16 protein-coding genes are annotated in these 17,278 nt (G+C 69.5%); 9 read left to right on the top strand and 7 right to left on the bottom strand.

All coding sequences use genetic code 11. The features are described from left to right. Nucleotides 1–91 precede the first annotated feature (91 nt). Complete coding sequence (locus tag AC3WSN_RS04135) at nucleotides 92–1,267, bottom strand: amidinotransferase (protein ID WP_492536472.1); 1,176 nt, start codon at nucleotides 1,265–1,267, stop codon at nucleotides 92–94. A 210-nt stretch (nucleotides 1,268–1,477) separates the two neighbouring features. On the opposite strand from AC3WSN_RS04135, the gene AC3WSN_RS04130 reads away from it, so the two are divergent. The 6 genes from AC3WSN_RS04130 to AC3WSN_RS04105 all read left to right on the top strand — a co-directional run bounded on the left by AC3WSN_RS04130 (nucleotide 1,478) and on the right by AC3WSN_RS04105 (nucleotide 7,847). After that, nucleotides 1,478–2,587 carry a flippase-like domain-containing protein gene (locus AC3WSN_RS04130; protein WP_238198920.1) on the top strand — a complete coding sequence of 370 codons (1,110 nt, stop codon included), beginning with the start codon at nucleotides 1,478–1,480 and terminating at the stop codon, nucleotides 2,585–2,587. Continuing rightward, the gene (locus AC3WSN_RS04125; protein ID WP_192710992.1) at nucleotides 2,578–3,189 is read left to right on the top strand and encodes an MlaC/ttg2D family ABC transporter substrate-binding protein; all 612 of its coding nucleotides are present in this window, start codon (nucleotides 2,578–2,580) and stop codon (nucleotides 3,187–3,189) included. Before AC3WSN_RS04130 ends, AC3WSN_RS04125 begins: the two co-directional genes overlap by 10 nt. An 86-nt stretch (nucleotides 3,190–3,275) precedes the next feature. Continuing rightward, a complete protein-coding gene (hpnI, locus tag AC3WSN_RS04120; RefSeq protein ID WP_492536470.1) occupies nucleotides 3,276–4,484 on the top strand; it encodes a bacteriohopanetetrol glucosamine biosynthesis glycosyltransferase HpnI in 1,209 nt (402 codons plus the stop codon). 56 nt (nucleotides 4,485–4,540) lie between these two features. Next, on the top strand, nucleotides 4,541–5,974 hold the full coding sequence (gene hpnJ / locus AC3WSN_RS04115) for a hopanoid biosynthesis associated radical SAM protein HpnJ (RefSeq protein ID WP_091786244.1): 1,434 nt from the start codon (nucleotides 4,541–4,543) through the stop codon (nucleotides 5,972–5,974). A 122-nt stretch (nucleotides 5,975–6,096) separates the two neighbouring features. Next, complete coding sequence (hpnK, locus tag AC3WSN_RS04110) at nucleotides 6,097–6,939, top strand: hopanoid biosynthesis-associated protein HpnK (RefSeq protein ID WP_492536469.1); 843 nt, start codon at nucleotides 6,097–6,099, stop codon at nucleotides 6,937–6,939. Nucleotides 6,940–6,971: 32 nt separating this feature from the next. Next, nucleotides 6,972–7,847 (top strand): bifunctional helix-turn-helix transcriptional regulator/GNAT family N-acetyltransferase, encoded by an 876-nt coding sequence (locus AC3WSN_RS04105; protein WP_492536467.1) that lies wholly within the window; start codon nucleotides 6,972–6,974, stop codon nucleotides 7,845–7,847. A 7-nt stretch (nucleotides 7,848–7,854) separates the two neighbouring features. On the opposite strand, the gene AC3WSN_RS04100 is transcribed toward AC3WSN_RS04105, so the two are convergent. Then, nucleotides 7,855–10,521 carry an MMPL family transporter gene (locus tag AC3WSN_RS04100; protein WP_192711043.1) on the bottom strand — a complete coding sequence of 889 codons (2,667 nt, stop codon included), beginning with the start codon at nucleotides 10,519–10,521 and terminating at the stop codon, nucleotides 7,855–7,857. Nucleotides 10,522–11,135: 614 nt separating this feature from the next. On the opposite strand from AC3WSN_RS04100, the gene hpnH reads away from it, so the two are divergent. Beyond that, entirely contained in the window at nucleotides 11,136–12,299 is a 1,164-nt protein-coding gene (gene hpnH, locus AC3WSN_RS04095) for an adenosyl-hopene transferase HpnH (RefSeq protein WP_492536465.1), read from the top strand. 78 nt (nucleotides 12,300–12,377) lie between these two features. Here hpnH and AC3WSN_RS04090 read toward each other — a convergent pair whose 3' ends face one another. Genes AC3WSN_RS04090 through AC3WSN_RS04075 form a run of 4 tightly spaced genes read right to left on the bottom strand, consistent with a single transcriptional unit; the run spans nucleotide 12,378 to nucleotide 15,069 of the window. Further along, a complete protein-coding gene (locus tag AC3WSN_RS04090) occupies nucleotides 12,378–12,998 on the bottom strand; it encodes a GNAT family N-acetyltransferase (protein ID WP_492536464.1) in 621 nt (206 codons plus the stop codon). Between the two features lie 33 nt (nucleotides 12,999–13,031). Further along, nucleotides 13,032–13,808, bottom strand: a complete 777-nt coding sequence (locus AC3WSN_RS04085) for a hypothetical protein (protein WP_492536462.1) — start codon at nucleotides 13,806–13,808, stop codon at nucleotides 13,032–13,034. 14 nt (nucleotides 13,809–13,822) lie between these two features. Then, complete coding sequence (locus tag AC3WSN_RS04080) at nucleotides 13,823–14,023, bottom strand: hypothetical protein (RefSeq protein ID WP_192710985.1); 201 nt, start codon at nucleotides 14,021–14,023, stop codon at nucleotides 13,823–13,825. Next, entirely contained in the window at nucleotides 14,020–15,069 is a 1,050-nt protein-coding gene (locus AC3WSN_RS04075) for a hydantoinase/oxoprolinase family protein (RefSeq protein ID WP_492536460.1), read from the bottom strand. Before AC3WSN_RS04075 ends, AC3WSN_RS04080 begins: the two co-directional genes overlap by 4 nt. On the opposite strand from AC3WSN_RS04075, the gene AC3WSN_RS04070 reads away from it, so the two are divergent. Then, entirely contained in the window at nucleotides 15,070–15,810 is a 741-nt protein-coding gene (locus AC3WSN_RS04070; RefSeq protein ID WP_492536459.1) for a HisA/HisF-related TIM barrel protein, read from the top strand. A gap of 69 nt (nucleotides 15,811–15,879) precedes the next feature. Next, the gene (gene leuD / locus AC3WSN_RS04065) at nucleotides 15,880–16,482 is read left to right on the top strand and encodes a 3-isopropylmalate dehydratase small subunit (protein WP_192710982.1); all 603 of its coding nucleotides are present in this window, start codon (nucleotides 15,880–15,882) and stop codon (nucleotides 16,480–16,482) included. An 83-nt stretch (nucleotides 16,483–16,565) separates the two neighbouring features. Here leuD and AC3WSN_RS04060 read toward each other — a convergent pair whose 3' ends face one another. Further along, nucleotides 16,566–17,237, bottom strand: coding sequence for an O-methyltransferase (locus AC3WSN_RS04060; RefSeq protein WP_492536457.1), 672 nt, complete (start codon nucleotides 17,235–17,237; stop codon nucleotides 16,566–16,568). Nucleotides 17,238–17,278: the final 41 nt, after the last annotated feature.

Raw genomic sequence — 17,278 nt, 5'->3', positions numbered from 1 at the left:
CGCCGTTACCGCCGGCGGCGCACGGTCTCGCGCCACCGGTGCTTTTTGGATTCCGGGCTCCGCTCCGCGGCCCCGGAATGACGGTCGACTCCTAGAAGTACGACTTCAGCACGCCCCGGCGCCGCACGTCGAGGGTCGCGCAGTGGAACGAGCCGCCGAACGGGCCGTAGCTGAGGAACGGCGCCGGGATCGGGTCGAAGCCCCAGTCCTTGAGCGCCTTGATCAGCGTCGGCTGGCTCTGGTCGACGACGATCTTCTTCTCGGTGATCGCCAGGACGTTGATCGAGGTCCAGGGCGAGCACATCGAGATCTTGCTCATGAAGCCCTCGACCGGGTCGGGGCGCGGGGCGATCAGCACGTCCCACTTCTTGAGCACGGCCGGCAGCTTCTCGACGTCGACGTAGTCCGGGTTCACCAGCACCTTGCCGGGAGCCAGCGGCATGAACGACGAGTCGATGTGCATCGGTTGCGGGCAGCGGCTCTCGATCTCGTGGATGCGGAAGCCCGGGCCGAGGTGGCGGCGCAGCCACTCGATGCCCATCAGGTTGGTCACGTTGGAGCGGGTGACGAACAGGTCGCGGCCGCAGCGGACGAAGTCGGCGGCGTCGAAGACCGGCTCGAACTCGTTGACGGTGAACTGCATGGGCTCGCCGGCCTTCAGGTTCGGCACCCGGTAATCGTAGTTGTAGAGATCGTCGGTCAGCTGCGGACGCGGCGCCGAGGTCCAGCGGGCGCCGGCGCGGAAATATTCCTTGAACAGCGACCGGTAGGCATCGCCCTCGAAGTAGCGCGAGCGCCAGCACATCGGGCTCTCGATGATCTCGTCGCCGATGACGAGGTACGGGTCGCGCGGGCACGCGACGCAGAAGCCCCGGGAGGTCCAGCGCGGCGCCTTGAACTTCTTGGAGAAGTCCACCGCGTCGGGGCGGCGGACCTTCACGCCCTCGCCGGCCAGGATGGTGATGAAGTTGTCGAGCTCGGCCTGGGCGAGCTTCTTCATGAACGTCGGGTATTTCCAGCCGCTCGCCAGCCGGTAGAACGGCTGCGCGGCGCGCGGCAGGTTGAAGATCACCGTGAGATGGTGGGTCGGGATCGTGGCGCCGTCGAGCGAGCCCACGATCACCTCCTCCAGCGGATCCCACTCGTTCCAGGCCATCACCGGAGATTGCGGAGCCGGCACGCCCGGTCCTGTTCCACCCGGGAGGCCGCCGGCATGCGTGTCGTCGGTCACGGCCTCCAGGGCCGTGATCGGTGATTCGCGCTCCATGACGTGTGCCCCTTCTGCGACGAGCCGCGGCCTTCTGCGTAGGCTCCTCAGCCCCGCCGCCGCTTTGGCCCCCGGTGTGTCAAACGGGTGATAGACACCGCTAATCCGTGCTGCAACGTGACAGAAACGTTCCCGGCCCGGCGGACCTATTTCTGCCGCGACCGTGACCGATTTCCCGCATCAAGCCTTTTGCGAGCTTGAAAGACGACAATGAAGCGCCTGACGACCCTGGCCTCGATCGCCGGTCTCTGCACGGTCGTCGGCCTGTTCATGTCCTCCGGCCTTGAGGACGTGTCGGCCGCCGTCGTGAGTGCCGGCTGGGGCGCCGCCCTGGTGGTGGCGGCCCGCCTCGTGGCCGTCGCCTGGGCGGGCCTCGGCTGGTACGTGGTGTTTCCGGCCGGGGCGGCCAAGCTCGCCGACTGCGTCTCGCTCCGGTTCGTGCGCGAGGGCATCAACACCCTCCTGCCCGTCGCCACCGTCGGCGGCGACTTCGTGGGCGCGCGCCTCCTCGCCAAGCGCGGCGTCACCGGCGCGCTCGCCGGTGCAAGCATGTTCGTCGACCTGATGACGCAGGCCCTGACGCAGCTTCTGTTCACGGTCCTCGGCCTGGCCCTGCTGGTCATGATCTGCGGCGACGGGCCGATCGCCCGGACCGTCGAGGGCGGTCTGGCCCTGGCGGTGCCGGCGCTCGGCGCCTTCTACCTAATCCAGCGCCGGGCCGGGCACCGGCTCATCCAGGGCCTGCTCAGCCGCTTCGCCTCCGGGCGCGAGTGGCGGGCCTTCGGCGCCATCGACCAGCTCTACGACAGCCTGCGTCGGCTCTACGGCAATCGCGGCCGCTTCGCGTTCGCGCTGGCGGTTCACTTCGTCGGCTGGGTGATCGGAACTCTCGAAGTCTACGTCTGTCTGCGCTTCATGGGCTATCCCATCGATTTCGCCCAGGCGCTGATGATCGAGAGCCTCGCTCAGGCGGTGCGCGGCGCGGCCTTCGCGGTGCCCGGCGCCCTCGGCGCCCAGGAAGGCGGCCTGATCGCCCTATGCGGCCTGTTCGACATCCCGGCGGAAGCGGCGCTCGCCCTGTCGTTGGTCAAGCGCTTCGCCGATCTCGGCGTCGGGCTCCCGAGCCTGCTGCTCTGGCATCGGATCGAGGCCAGGATCCGGGCCGAGGCGCCGGACGAGGAGGATGCGCCGGAGGCGGAAGCCGGGCGCAAGGCCAAGAGAGTCGCGCAGCCGGTCACGCTTGGGCCGTTCTACAGCTACGCGCCGCCCCGGATGGGCGCGCGGCTCGGTGACGGCGAGGAGTTGAAGAAGTGCGCCTGACCCGTCGCCTCGCGGCCGCTCTCATCGCCGCGCCCCTGCTCGTCCCGGTCCCGTCATGGGCTGCGGACGATCCGGCCGTTCAGACTGTGCGCGACCTCTACGCTGCCTTCACGGCCGCGCTGAAGGACGGCCCCGGTCCCCTGCCCGCGCGGGTCGACGCGGTCGGGCCGGCCCTCGACAAGGCGTTCGACTTCCCCGCCATGACCCGCATCGCCGTGGGCGCGAAGTGGTCGAGCTTCACGCCGGAGCAGCAGGCGGCGGTCATCGAGGCGTTCAAGCGCAGCCTGACCGTGACCTACGCCAACCGGCTGGCCCGCGCGGCCGGCGGCAAGTTCGACGTGACCCCCAAGGTCGAGGAGCGCGGTGCCCAGCGCGTGGTCGCGACCCGTGTCACCGCGTCGGACGGCGACGATTCCGAGGTCGACTTCGTCGTCAACGCCAGCAACCGCATCCAGGACGTCCTGCTCAACGGTGACGTGAGCGAGGTCGCCGCCCAGCGCAACGCGCTCTCCGCGCCGCTGAAATCCGGCGGGGCCGACGGGGTCGTCAAGTTTCTCCGCCAGCGGGCCGACGGCATGCTGGCCGCCAAGCCAACGCCGTAACCAGCGCCGTCCAAGGTGCCGAACCAAGCCGGCCGTTCGCGGCCACCGCCGCCTGATGCGGCCGACGATCGCACGGACCCGACCGGATGGATCTCTCCTCGCTGGCGCTGAACGGGCTCTCGTGGCTGTCGCTGATCTGCCTGATCCTGGCGGCGGCCGGCTGCCTCTACAGTCTGGCCGCTGCCTTTTGCGCCGGCCGCTACGCGGCCCAGGCCGTGCCGCAACTCGCCCCCGGTGCGCCCCGGCCCTCGGTGACCGTGCTCAAGCCGCTCTGCGGCCTGGAGCCGTATCTCTACGAGAATCTCGAGACCGTGCTGCGCCAGGATTACGCCGGCCCGGTCCAGGTGATCTTCGGTGTCCAGAAGACCAACGATCCTGCGATCGGCGTGGTCGATCGGCTGCGGCAGGCCTATCCCGCCGCCCGCATCGACCTGGTGATCGACGGCCGCCAGCACGGCTCGAACCGCAAGGTCTCCAACCTGATCAACATGGCCGAGCGGATCGCGCACGACGTGGTGGTGCTGGCCGACAGCGACATGCTGGTCCGGCCCGACTACCTGGAGCGCCTCGTCGCGGAGCTGTCGCAGGACGGGGTCTCGGGCGTGACCTGCCTCTATCACGGCGTACCCGCCTATCGCGGCCTCTACGACCAGCTCTCGACGCTGGCGATCGACACCCACTTCCTGCCCAACGTCGTGATGGGCCTGAGCCTCGGTCTGGCGAAGCCCTGCTTCGGCTCCACCATCGCGTTCACCCGGGCGAGCCTCGACGCGGTGGGCGGCTTCCGCAGCTTCCGCGACGACCTGGCGGACGATTACGCGATCGGGGCGGCCCTGCGCGGGCTTGGCGGCCGGGTGGTGATCCCGAGCTTCTCCATCGGCCACACCAGCGTCGACACGGACCTGTCCGGCCTTTGGCAGCACGAGTTGCGCTGGAACCGCACGATCCGCAACGTCGATCCGGCCGGCTATGCCGGATCCATCGTCACGCACGCCTTCCCGCTGGCCCTGCTCGGGGCCGTGCTGCCGGGCGCCGGCTCGGGCGCGCTCTGGGTCGCCGCGGCGGCGCTGGCGAGCCGGATCCTGCTGTGCCGGCAGGTGGAGCGCGCCTTCAGCCTGGCCCCGCACCCCTACGGACTGTTGCCGATTCGCGACATCCTGTCCTTCCTGAACTTCGCCTGGGCCTTCATGTCGGGGGCGGTGACATGGAAAGGTCACGATTATCACGTGGTTGCGGATGGCACCCTGATCCCGGACGCCGAGCTCGGCCCTGACGCCGGCGCGCCGCTCCGCTGAACCCGGCTTCCACTTCCTCCGCCCTCCCCCGGCATTGCCCTGAGGCCTTGAACCCCATGCGCACGCTCTTCCTCCAGGCCCCCACCTTCGACGGTTTCGACGGCGGTGCCGGCTCCCGCTACCAGGCCAAGCGCGAGATCAAGTCGTTCTGGTACCCGACCTGGCTGGCCCAGCCGGCCGCCCTGGTGCCGAACTCGAAGCTGATCGACGCGCCGCCGCACAACATCAAGCTCCCCGAGATCGTGGCTCAGGCCAACGATTTCGACCTCGTCGTGCTCCACACCTCGGTGCCGTCGTTCAAGTCCGACGTGAAGACGATCGAGGCGCTGAAAGCCGCCAACCCGAAGCTCATCGCCGGCCTGATCGGCGCCAAGGTCGCGGTCGACGCCGCTGGCGCGATGGCCCAGGCCCCGGTGGTCGATTTCTGCGCCCGCAACGAGTTCGACTTCACCGTCAAGGAAGTCGCCGAAGGCGTCCCGATGTCCCAGATCAAGGGTCTGTCCTATCGCGACGCCAACGGTGTCGTGGTCCACAACGAGGACCGCGAGATCATGACCGACATGGACCAGCTGCCCTTCGTCACCAGCGTCTACAAGCGCGACCTGGAGATGGAGAAGTACTTCATCGGCTACCTGAAGCACCCCTACATCTCGTTCTACTCGGGCCGGGGCTGCAAGAGCCGCTGCACCTTCTGCCTCTGGCCGCAGACGGTCGGCGGTCACACCTACCGCACCCGCTCGGTCGCCCACGTGATCGAGGAGATCAAGTACTGCCTGAAGGAGTTCCCGCAGACCAAGGAGTTCTTCTTCGACGACGACACCTTCACCGATAACCTCCCGCGCGCGGAGGAGATCGCCCGCGAGCTCGGCAAGCTCGGCGTCACGTGGTCGTGCAACGCCAAGGCGAACGTGCCGCGCGAGACCCTGAAGGTGCTCAAGGAGAACGGCCTGCGCCTGCTGCTGGTCGGCTACGAGTCCGGCAACCAGACCATCCTGCACAACATCAAGAAGGGCATGCGGGTCGAGGTCGCCGAGAAGTTCACCAAGGATTGCCACGATCTCGGCATCGCCATCCACGGCACCTTCATCCTCGGCCTGCCGGGCGAGACCAAGGAGACGATCCAGGAGACGATCGCCTTCGCGAAGCGGATCAACCCGCACACGATCCAGGTCTCGCTGGCGGCGCCCTACCCGGGCACCTTCCTGTACAAGCAGGCGGTGGAGAACGGCTGGCTCGACATCGAGAACGCCGAGCTGGTCGACGAGAACGGCGTGCAGGTCGCGCCGCTGCACTACCCGCACCTCTCGCACACCGAGATCTTCACCTCGGTCGAGGAGTTCTACAAGAAGTTCTACTTCCGGGCGCCGAAGATCGCCTCGATCGTCAGCGAGATGGTGCGCTCGCCCGACATGATGAAGCGCCGCCTGCGCGAGGGCGTCGAGTTCTACCGCTTCCTCAAGGAGCGTCAGGGCACCGCCAAGGCGGCGTAAGTCAGGGGTCCGGGGCCCACGGCCCCGGCAAGGAGCGCGGGGCAGAGCCCCGCGCCTCTTCCAGGGCTCCGCCCTGGACCCGCGAGAGGGCACGCCCTCTCGACACCCGTTACGAGGTTACCGTGAAGCGTCTGGTCGTTACCGCGGATGATTTCGGGCTGAGCCCCGAGGTCAACGAGGCCGTCGAGCAGGCCCATCGCGACGGGATCCTCACGGCGGCGAGCCTGATGGTCTCGGCGCCGGCCGCCGCCGACGCCGTGGCGCGGGCTCGACGGATGCCGTCCCTTCGGGTCGGGCTTCACCTCGTCCTCGTGGAGGCGTGGCCCACCCTTCCCGCCGCGGACCTGCCCGACCTGACCGACGCGGCCGGCCTGATGCGCGCCGACATGGGTCGCCTGGGCCTCGACTTCGCCCGCAAGCCCGTCGCCCGCCGTCAGCTCGCCGCCGAGATCCGGGCGCAGTTCGAGGCCTACCGGGCGACCGGCCTGCAGCTGGACCACGTCAACGCCCACAAGCACTTCCACGTCCACCCGCTGATCGCCGGGGCCGTGCTGCGCATCGGCCGGGACTTCGGGATGCGCGCCCTGCGCGTGCCCCGGGAGCCGCGGGAGATCCTGCGCCGCGCCGAGCCCGGCACCCGCCCCCGACCCGCCCTCGACATTGCTCCTTGGGCGGCCTTGCTCGCGGTACGCGCGCGGCAGGCCGGGCTGCTGATCCCGGATCGCACCCTCGGCCTCGCCTGGTCCGGCGCCATGACGCCCGCCCGCGTGGCGGCGCTGCTGGCCGAACTTCCAGACGGGCTGACCGAACTCTACACCCACCCGGCCACCGCCGGCGGCTTTCCCGGCGAGGCGCCGGGCTACCGTTACGCCGACGAGCGGGACGCGCTGATCGCTTCCGCATCCCGGTCGGCTGCCGACGCGTCCGGCGCGGTCCGCGGCGGGTTCTCCGACTTCCTCGGTTGACCACAGCCGATATCTGACTTTAGTCAGATAAAATGACGTCTCCCGATATCGCCCGCGTCCGCCGGTTCGCGCGTGCCGTCACCGCCGAGGTCGGCGCGCTCGACAGCTCGTTCCTGGGCCGAGGCCGCCCGCTCGGGGTCGCGCGCGTCTTGAACGTCATCGGCGCCGGGCGGAGCGAGATCGGCGAGATCCGCGCCTATCTGGGCCTCGATTCCGGTCTGATGAGCCGCCTCCTGCGGAGCTTGGAGGTCGAGGGCTTGGTTGTGACGGCGCCGCATCCCACCGATGCCCGTCGCCGGATCGCGTCGCTGACGGCAGCGGGGGAGCGGGAATTCGAGGCCTACGAGGCTCTGTCGAACGCCCGCGCGGCCCTCCTGCTCGAGCGCACGCCGCACACCGACGAACTCCTGCGCGCCATGGATCGCGTCGCCCTCGCGCTTGGCCAGCACGCCATCACCGTTGCGGAAGCTGATCCGCGCGGTGCGGCGGCCGGCGCCTGCCTCGACGCCTACTATGCCGAACTGGGCCGTCGCTTCGCCGCGGGGTTCGACGTCGCCCTGTCCTGCGACCCGGAGGCGGCGGACATGGTCCGACCGCGCGGCACCTTCCTGCTCGCCGTCGCGGATGGCCTCCCGGTCGGGTGCGTCGGCCTCAAGGGCAGCGGCGGCCCGGTGGCGGAGATCAAGCGGCTCTGGATCGATCCCGCCGCGCGAGGCCTCGGCCTCGCCAAGCGACTGATGCACGACGTCGAGAACGCGGCCCGCGATCTCGGCATCCGGACGCTGCGGCTCGATACCAACAGCGCCCTTCCCGAGGCCTTGGCGCTCTACAGGCGGTCGGGCTGGGTGGAGATCGACCGCTTCAACGACGACCCCTACCCGGACCACTTCTTCGAGAAGGTCCTTTGACCGGCGCCTATTTGGCCGGCACCGGATCCTTCCGCGTCACGCTCTTCCGCAGGGCCGCGCCGGCGGCCTTCTCGGCCTCGGGACGGTCTTCGTCGGGCTGCACCGGCGGCTCGCCGAGCGTTGCCGGGACCACGAAGAATGCCGCCACCAGGGTGAAGAACAGCGAGAGCGCGAGCAGCTTGCCCATGCTCGCCGTGCCCGGATGGCTGGACAGGACCAGCGACCCGAAGGCGCTGCCGGTGGTGAGCGCCGAGAAGAAGATCGCGCGCGTCAGGCTGGAGGCGAGCATGTCGTTCACGCCCGCCCGCCACGCGATCACGTAGTAGATGTGGAACGCCACGCCGACCGCGAGCATCAGCGGCAGCGCGATGATGTTGGCGAAGTTGAGTGGCATGCCGACGATGCGCAGGGCCATCAGCGTCCAGAGGGTCGCGATCACCAGCGGGCCGAGCGTCATCGCCACGTCCCAGGGCTTGCGCAGGGCCACCGACAGGATGACGAAGATCAGCACGAAGGCCGTCACCGCCGCCTGCACGAAGGCGCCCAGGATCGTGTAGCTCGACTGCGTGGTCGCGACAGGCGCGCCGGTGGCATGGGGCGCAACCTTCAGGACCTCGTCCGAGAACGTCCGGAGCACCTGGTCGTCGTTCGAATCACCCTTCGGATGGACCTCGATCCGCGCTCGGCCGTCGGCGGCGACCCAGTCGGCCTTGAGCTGCGGCGGCAGGTTGTCCAGCGTGATCTTGTCGGGGTGCAGCAGGTCGCGCAGGCGTGCCAGCAGCGGACCCAGATCCTTCGTCAGGGCGAAGGACGCAGCCTCGCGCTGCGGGACCGGACCGGCGGCGAGCTTGTCCAGGGTGCCGGCGAGCTGCTTGGCCGCCTGGGCCCCTTTCGCGTCGCCCTTGGCATCGCTTGCGACGCCGTTGAGGGCGGTCGCCGTATCCTTCAGCGCCTTCACGTTGTCGGCGTCGGTCGGCGGCGGCGGCCGGCGGCCGGGGTTCAGGACCGGATCGAGCAGCTGGGCCGTGTCGGCAATCTGCGCGAGCTTCTTATCCTGGTCCCGCGGCACGAACGTATCGATGCTGTTGACCGAAGCCGTCACGGGCAGCGCCGCCAGAGTCTTCGTCAGCGCCGGGACCGCCTCGACGTTCGGGGCCAGCACGTCGATGAGGTTCGGGCTGGTCTCCGGATTCTTGATCAGGTCGAGATAGGTCGCGATCGATTGCGTCTTCGGGCTGCGCAGATGCATCGGGTTGGAGTCGAACGGCAGGTTCCAGAGCAGCGGCGCGCCCGCCAACGTCACGAGCCCGACGGCCATGAGGATCGGCTTGCGGTTGCGGATGATCCACGGATCGACGCCCACGAGCCACTCGGTCTGAACCGCCGCCTTCTCGCCCTCCGGCTTGAACACCGCGATCAGCGCCGGCAGCAGCGTCAGGGAGAACAGGAAGGCCACGACCATGCCGACGCCGGCGATCAGGCCGAGCTCGGACACGCCCCGGAAGGCGGTCGGCAGGAACGCGAAGAAGCCCGCCACCAGGGACACCGCGGCGAGGGTCAGCGACCAGCCGACCCCGCGGGCGGCGGCGCGGATCGCGCTCTCCAGGGTTGGCTGCTCGTAGCGGTCGGCCCGGTAGCGCACCGAGAACTGGATGCCGAAATCGATGCCGAGCCCGACGAACAGCGCCGCGAAGGCCACCGAGATCGGGTTCAGCTCCTTGACCATCACGAGGCCCAGCGCCGCCGTCACGATGAGGCCCGCGAAGGTCGTGATGATCACGGCGCCGACGAGCTTGCCCGATCGCAGGGCCAGCCACAGGAACAGGACGATCGCGCCGACGATGATGCTGTTGTTGAGGCCGGCATCCTCCGACAGGGTCGCGAATTCCTCGTCCGCCACCGCCACCGTGCCGGTCAGGCGCATCCGCAGGCCGTGCTGCGCGTCGATCTTCAGATCCTGGGCGACGTTGCGGATCAGCTTGGTCGCCTGATAGCCGGGCTCCAGCGCGTTGAAATCCAGCACCGGCTGGATGATCACGAACTTCATCTTGTCGGTGACGCTGGTCTGGCCGTTCGCCAGCAGTTCCTGCCACGACATCCGCGCCGGCTGGCCCGCCAGAACCTTCTGGAGCGTGCCGTCGATCTGCCCCATGGGCTTCTCGAGATCCTCGAGCTTGGCATCGCCGGTCTTCACGCCGCGGGCGCCCAGCGTCAGCACCCGCATGATGCCGCGCAGCGACGGATCGGCTGCCAGCGGCCCGAGCAGACCCTGCTGCTGCGTCAGTGCCTCCAGCGTCTTGTCGAGCTCGGCCTGGGACATCAGCAGCAGGCCGTTCTTGTCGAAGAACGGGCCGCCGTCGGGGCGATAGACGGTCTCGATCAGGTTCTTATGCGCGGTGAGCGCCTTCGCGAGGTTGGCGGCCGCCTCCTCGGTCTCTTCGGGCGTCTCGCCGTTGATGACCGCCACGATCGTGTTGCTTCGCTGCGGGAAAGCCTTCTCGAAATTGATCTCGTCCTGGCGCCAGGGCTCCTTCGGATCGATCAACCGCTCGACATCGGTATTGATTCGGAACAGGTGCGCCGCGATCCCGGCACTTGCGACCGTCACGAACGCCACCAGGGCGATGACGATCCACCGATACCGCACCGATAACGCAACGAGACTTTCGATCACGAGCACCCTGCCTGTTCGCCTCGGACCCGCACCCAGCGCGCCCGGCTCCTGCCATCCGGTTCATCGGAACCCCGGCGACCGGCCCAGAGGGGTTCAGTGCCCGGTGCCGACCGTCCGGCAATCCGTTCGGGCGCGCATCGTGTTCGAGGAACACCGCGCCGCCCAGTCCGGCCGTGCGAAACGCATGCGCAAGCCGATCGTGCCCGATATGGGCCGCAGCGCAGCCATTCGCCACGGGCCCGACCTTGCATCGCAGCCACGGGGCTCAGTAAAGAGAGCGATGCCAGATTGCAACGCGGCTGCCCCGGCGCAGCCCTTGCGGGATCGATGTGCGCTAGCGCACGGCACTTGCGGCGCGGGGACTAAACCTGGGCTTGCGGTCGTATTGCCGACGCAATGCACAGGCTGTCCTCGGCGACCGGGTTTCACCGCCAACACGTTCTGCCCGTTCGATCCATGTGGCGCGGTTGCGTCAGGCGCGAAATAAGGCGTCGCGGCGCGGCTGGAATGGGGTCGTTTGAGATCAGTTCCAAGCTAGATCGCTGGAATTCGAGATTTTTTCGCGTTAAGCACCCCGATCACCCCGGGGCCGACGAAGTGAAGGAGCCGCAATCTTGGGTATCCCCCTCCGGTACGTCGCGAAGATCGGCGGCTACATCCTGAAACAGCACCTCACGGGTCGCAAGCGCTACCCGCTCGTGATGATGATGGAGCCCCTGTTCCGCTGCAATCTCGCCTGCGCGGGCTGCGGCAAGATCGACTATCCGGACGAGATCCTGAACAAGCGGCTGCCGGTCGCCGACGCGCTCGAATCAGTGCGCGAGTGCGGCGCCCCCGTGGTGGTGATCGCCGGCGGCGAGCCGCTCCTGCACAAGGATCTGCCGCAGATCGTCGAGGGCATCATCGCCCAGAAGAAGTTCGCCATCGTCTGCACGAACGCGCTGCTCCTCGAGAAGAAGATCAAGGAGTACAAGCCGAGCCCGTACTTCACGTGGTCGATCCATCTGGACGGCGACAAGGAGATGCACGACCAGTCGGTGTGCCAGCGCGGCGTCTACGACAAGGCCGTGGCGGCGATCGCGAAGGCCAAGGAGATGGGCTTCCGCGTCACCATCAACTGCACCTTCTTCAACAATTCCCAGCCGGAGAAGATCGCCGACTTCTTCGACAGCGTGACCCGGATGGGCATCGACGGCATCACCGTCTCCCCCGGTTACGCCTACGAGCGCGCTCCCGACCAGAAGCACTTCCTGAACCGCAAGGCGACGAAGGATCTGTTCCGCGGCGTGTTCCGGCACGGCAAGGAGAAGGGCCGCGAGAAGTGGACCTTCCAGCAGTCGGGCCTGTTCCTCGACTTCCTGGCCGGCAACCAGACCTACCACTGTACCCCGTGGGGCAACCCGACCCGCACCGTGTTCGGCTGGCAGAAGCCCTGCTACCTGCTCGGCGAGGGCTACGCGGCGACCTTCAAGGAGCTGATGGAGACCACCGACTGGGACGCCTACGGCACCGGCAACTACGAGAAATGCGCCGACTGCATGGTCCACTCGGGCTACGAGGCCTCCTCGGTGGTCGATTCGGTCCGCAAGCCCTGGAAGCCGCTGGTTCACGCGATCCGCGGCATCAAGACCGACGGCGCGATGGCGCCCGAGGTCAGCCTGGAGAACCAGCGCCCGGCCGAGTTCGTGTTCTCGCGCAACGTCGCGCAGAAGCTGTCCGAGATCAAAGCGGCCGGCGTGGACACCAAGCAGGAAGCCCGCAAGCGCAGCGCCGCCTGACCGGCGCGCGACGCTGAAAACACAGACCCGCGGCCGCGAGGCCGCGGGTTTTTTCGTTTGCCGGGTTCGCGTGTCGTGTCAGCCGAGCAGCGGCACGTGCGAGGCGCAGTCCCGCGGCAGGGTCCCGTCAAGTCGCGGATCCGGTGCGATCTCGACATGGACGGCGAAGGGGTCGAAGCCCGAGCGCCGGTAGAAGGCGAGAGCGCCGGGATGGTCGAGGGTGCAGGTATGCACCCAGAACCGCGTGATCGGCCGCGCCCAGGCCCGGCTGATCGCCGTATTCATCAGCGTGCGGTCGATCCCGGTCCCGACCAGGGACCCAATCAATCCGAGGAAGGCGAGTTCGCAGGCGCCGAACTGTCGGAAATCTAGTTCCAGCATGCCGAGATTCCGCCCCTCCTGGCGCAGCGCGAAGATCTCGACATCCCGGTCGGCGAGGATCGTGGCGAGCGTGCCGTCCGCCAGGGTGAGCCGCGAGAACCAGAGCCAGTCGGCGCCGACTTCGCGGAACAGGGTCCGGTAGGTCTCCGGTTCGGGGCGGCCCAGGGGCTCGAGGCGGAGGCCGGGGGGAAACAGCCGTCCGGGACGCGGGGGCGGCGGGCGGAGCATCTCCAGGCTGGTGACGATGGTGGCGAGGTGGCCCGGCGGTACCGTGGCGTAGCCTGGGGCGAGCGTCGGAACCTCGGTCTCCGGCAGCATCATCACCTCCGCGGTCGCGTCGGCATGCCGCGATCACGCCGACCGGGGGCGCCGTCGCGCGAGCAGCCAGGGCAGCACGCAGGCGGCCGACGTCGCGATCGACACGGCATAGGCGGTCGCCGGATCGATCCGCCCGAGCAGCAGGTGCACGCAGACATAGAAGGCCAGCACGCCGAAGGCGCCCTGGGCGCTGCCGCGCACCACGTCGAGCGCGGCCCCGACCCCGTCCTGCGCCCGGGCGAAGGCGATGAGCGGCCAGGAGATGATCGGGACCGGCGCCAGGACGCCGCTCAGGCCGGGGCCGAGGCGCGGAGCGAGCGTCGAGACCAGCAGGACCAGGATCGTGGCGGCCGCGAGCCGCGCCGGCATGTCCCAGCGCGGTGGCTGGGACCGGCGGGCCGGCGACTCGGCGGTCGTCCGACACAGGGCGACCGCCAGCGCCATCGCCGGCAGGTCGATCGCCGTGGCCAGCCACAGGCCGGGCTGGATCACGCCGTGCAGCAGGGCACCCCCGAGGACGAAGGCCTCGAGGGCCAGAAGGATCGCCGCGACGATGCCCATCCGCGGCGCGCAGAAGGCGTAGGCGAGATAGCTGGCCGTGACCGCGCCCAGCCCCTCGACCGAGCCGACGGCGGCGTCCGCGGCGAAGCGCTCGCCCTGCTCGGCGGCGAGGTAGATCGAGATCGGCGCCGAGGTGAGCGGCAATCCCGAGAGCAGGCCGCCCACGAGGCTGCCCCACCGACGCGCGGCCGACGAGACGGCCCACATCAGCGTCGGCGTGACGATGATCTTGGCGGCGATCAGGCTCATGGCGATCCGGACGGTCAGGCCGCCTCGGGCGGCCCGTCATCCTCCGGCTCGGCGGGCGAGTTGAGGATATCCTCCAACTCGTCGACCAGCCTGTCGATCTGGTCCTCGGTGGCGAGCACCTTCAGGACCTCGCCCGATTCCGACTCGACGGCGAGTTCGATATGCGGCCCGACCCGGGCCGTGAGGATCCGGGCCAGGATCTTGATGGCGCTCATCCGACTGTCTCCTCCGCGGCGATGAGGCCGACCGCAACCGCCGGCCCACAGGTCGAGATTCCGTCGCGGGCGCCGGCGATCCGGTCCCCCAGCAGCGACACCAGCAGGCTGGACGGCCGCCCGAGCCGCTCCGCCAGGCGCGGGCCCAGGAAGGCGCCGGCCCCGCAGAGGACCAGGGGCGCCTCCGGCGGCAGGTCGGGTCGGGTGAGCAGAAGCGCGGCGGCGTCGTGCAGCAGACGCAGCTGCGCCTCGGCGAAATGCGCGGCCAGCGCCGGCCAGGCCGCGGCCTGGGCCTCCGCCCGGTCACGGCCGACGATGCGCGCCAGCCGGGTCTCGCTCTCCGCCACCGACTTGCCCTTCCGGTCGCCGCTCGTCTGCTGGTCGGCCCCCTCGGGCAGCAGGCCGAGGATGCGGTAGACGTCCGCCATGTGGGCGAAGGTCTCGGTCATCAGCCGGGTGCGTCGGCCCGCGAAGTGGGCGTGGTCGGAGAGCGCGATCACCGGCGTGCGCACGACCCCGGTGTAGACGAGTTCGCTGCTCTCCAGGCGCTCCGCGTCGCTGTACCCGGAGGCCACCGGGCGGCCGCCAACGATCGGGATCAGGTCGGCGGTGGTGGAGCCGATATCGATCAGGAGCGCGTCCGGGACGATTCGCCCGGTGAGCGCCGCGGTGGCGTGCCAATTGGCCGAGGCGATGTCGGCCGCCACCTCCGCGGCCGCCTCCGGGGCGACGAAGCCGGAGCGGCCGGCATAGATCCGCACGGCGCCGGTCAGGTGCGCCGCAGCCCAGCCAGAGAGCGCCGCGACGCCGTCCCGCCGGTCGGCGAAGCAATCCGTCAGCTCGCCGGTCATGGTGACCGCGTGCGCGGCCTCGCCGCGCGCCCAGTCCGGCAGGGCCGCGAGCGCCGGGTCGAGGGCCGGCACCCCCTGCCAGAGCGGGCATGGGACCTGCGCGGCAGCCAGGACCCGGCCGTCCTCGACCAGCGCGGCCTTGACGTGGACCCCGCCGAGGTCCCACCCGATCGTCTTTGGGAATGGTGAGCGCATATGAACGCGACGAGCGCCTCGACGGACCACAGGATCGGGCGCCCCGGCTTCGCGGTGATCCCGGTGCTCGATCTCCGGGGCGGCCGCGTGGTGCGGGCGCGCCGCGGCGAGCGCTCCTCCTATGCCCCGATCGAGACGCCCTTGGCAAAGGGATCCGCGCCCGACGCGGTGGCGCGCGGGCTCCTCGACGCCTGGCCCGGCGCCCTCCTCTACGTCGCCGATCTCGACGCCATCATCGACGGGGCCGCGCCCGATCTCCGGGCGCTTGAGGCCATCGCCCGCGCCTGCCCGGGCATCGGCCTGTGGGTGGATGCCGGCTTCGCCGCGGCTGCGGGGGTGGAGGCCTTCCTGGCCGCCGGCCTGGGCCGGCCGGTGATCGGCAGCGAGAGCCAGTCAGATCCCGGCCTGGTAACGCGGCTGGGTGACCGGGCGGTGTTCTCCCTCGACACGCGCGGCGCGGAGCGGCTCGGCCCGGCGGTGCTCCATGACGACCCGTCGCTCTGGCCGACGGAGGTGATCGCCATGACCCTCGCCCAGGTCGGGGCCGGGGCCGGACCGGACGTCGTGGCGCTCGGCGCTCTCCGGGCCCGGGCGCCGGATCGCCGCCTCTACGCGGCCGGCGGCGTGCGCGGCCCGGACGACCTGCGGGCTCTGCGCGATGCGGGGCTGGCGGGGGCGCTGGTCGCCTCCGCGCTCCACGACGGCACCCTGTCCCGGGCCGCGGCCCGGGACCTGGCGTGACGCTTCCGGCCGGCGCCGGCGGCTGCTAAACCGGCGCCACGAAGAGCCACCGTCACGGGCCGTCAAACGATGGAAAAGTTCACGATCCTGGAGGGCGTCGCGGCGCCCATGCGGACGATCAACGTCGACACCGACCGGATCATCCCGGCCAAGTACCTCAAGACGATCAAGCGGACGGGCCTCGGCAAGAGCCTGTTCGCCGAGATGCGCTACCGCGAGGACGGCTCGGAGAACCCGGATTTCGTGCTGAACCAGCCCGCCTACCGGAACGCCAAGATCCTGGTCGTCGGCGACAATTTCGGCTGCGGCTCGTCGCGGGAGCACGCCCCCTGGGCGCTCGCTGATTTCGGCATCCGCTGCGTGATCTCCACGAGCTTCGCCGACATCTTCTTCAACAACTGCGCCAAGAACGGCATCCTGGCGATCGTCGTGTCGCCCGAGGACCTGGAGAAGCTGTTCGAGGACGCCGAGCGCGGCGCGAACGCGACTTTGACGGTCGACCTGGAGTCCCAGACCATCAAGGGGCCGGACGGCGGCAAGCTGCATTTCGATATCGATGCCGGCCGACGGCACAACCTGCTGAACGGGCTTGACGAGATCGGCCTGACGCTGGAGCGCGCCTCGGCGATCGACGCCTACGAGCAGAAGCTCGCCCAGCGGGAATGGGCCTGATCGGCCCGAACTCTCCAGGACACCGGACGGCGGCCGCCGCGTGCCGAGGCGGCCGTCCATCAGCCCCCGGGGGGGCGTGGCGTTCAGCCGAGCCGCATCGACAGCTCGACATCCTCGGCGAACGGGACGGACAGGTAGCCGCTGGTCGGTGCGCGCACCCGGGCCAAGTAGTCGGGACTGTCATCTGCGTTGTCGGCGACGACGAGGCCGCCCGGCCGGAGACGGCACTCCACGAGACTGAGGATCTCGGGATAGAGCCCCTTGGCGCCGTCGAGCAGCAGCAGGTCGACCGTGTCCGGCAGGTCGAGGCTCAGCATCTGGAGGGCGTCGCCTTCACGAAACTCGACGAGATCCGCGAGACCGGCGGCGGTCAGGTTCGCCTGCGCCCGGACCACCTTGGACGGCTCGAATTCGCAGGTGATCAGCCGGCCTCCACCGTTATCCCGCAGGGCTGCGGCGAGGTGGAGCGTCGAGAGGCCGAAGGAGGTGCCGAACTCGACGATCGTGCGGGCGCGGCATCCGCGCGCCAGCAGGTAGAGCAGCCGCCCGGTCTCGCGGGAGACCGCGAGCGGCATGTCCTTGAGACGGCCGTAGAAGTCACGGTAGCCGGTCTTGCTGCCCATCAGCCGCGCCCGCTCGTCCGGGGAAAGATCGGCGATGGCCGTCAGCGGTAAGGATGCCTCGGCTTGCGCGAAGAGACTGTCCAACACCGTCGAGACAGGGGGTTCGGCGAGGGTTGAGATCTGACGTGACATGGTCTGTTGCTTTCCGCCTTGGCGTTCGTCTGAACAAGACG

The organism is Methylobacterium sp. FW102-HT35C08 (assembly GCF_058790235.1).
This window is presented reverse-complemented; position numbering and strand designations above follow the sequence as displayed.

Excerpts from the sequence above, each read along its gene's own strand:
- AC3WSN_RS04135 (WP_492536472.1), bottom strand. The coding sequence starts at position 1,267 with ATGGAGCGCGAATCACCGATCACGGCCCTGGAGGCCGTGACCGACGAC.
- AC3WSN_RS04130 (WP_238198920.1), top strand. The coding sequence starts at position 1,478 with ATGAAGCGCCTGACGACCCTGGCCTCGATCGCCGGTCTCTGCACGGTC.
- hpnI (WP_492536470.1), top strand. The coding sequence starts at position 3,276 with ATGGATCTCTCCTCGCTGGCGCTGAACGGGCTCTCGTGGCTGTCGCTG.
- hpnJ (WP_091786244.1), top strand. The coding sequence starts at position 4,541 with ATGCGCACGCTCTTCCTCCAGGCCCCCACCTTCGACGGTTTCGACGGC.
- AC3WSN_RS04105 (WP_492536467.1), top strand. The coding sequence starts at position 6,972 with ATGACGTCTCCCGATATCGCCCGCGTCCGCCGGTTCGCGCGTGCCGTC.
- AC3WSN_RS04090 (WP_492536464.1), bottom strand. The coding sequence starts at position 12,998 with ATGCTGCCGGAGACCGAGGTTCCGACGCTCGCCCCAGGCTACGCCACG.
- AC3WSN_RS04085 (WP_492536462.1), bottom strand. The coding sequence starts at position 13,808 with ATGAGCCTGATCGCCGCCAAGATCATCGTCACGCCGACGCTGATGTGG.
- AC3WSN_RS04080 (WP_192710985.1), bottom strand. The coding sequence starts at position 14,023 with ATGAGCGCCATCAAGATCCTGGCCCGGATCCTCACGGCCCGGGTCGGG.
- AC3WSN_RS04075 (WP_492536460.1), bottom strand. The coding sequence starts at position 15,069 with ATGCGCTCACCATTCCCAAAGACGATCGGGTGGGACCTCGGCGGGGTC.
- AC3WSN_RS04070 (WP_492536459.1), top strand. The coding sequence starts at position 15,070 with ATGAACGCGACGAGCGCCTCGACGGACCACAGGATCGGGCGCCCCGGC.
- leuD (WP_192710982.1), top strand. The coding sequence starts at position 15,880 with ATGGAAAAGTTCACGATCCTGGAGGGCGTCGCGGCGCCCATGCGGACG.
- AC3WSN_RS04060 (WP_492536457.1), bottom strand. The coding sequence starts at position 17,237 with ATGTCACGTCAGATCTCAACCCTCGCCGAACCCCCTGTCTCGACGGTG.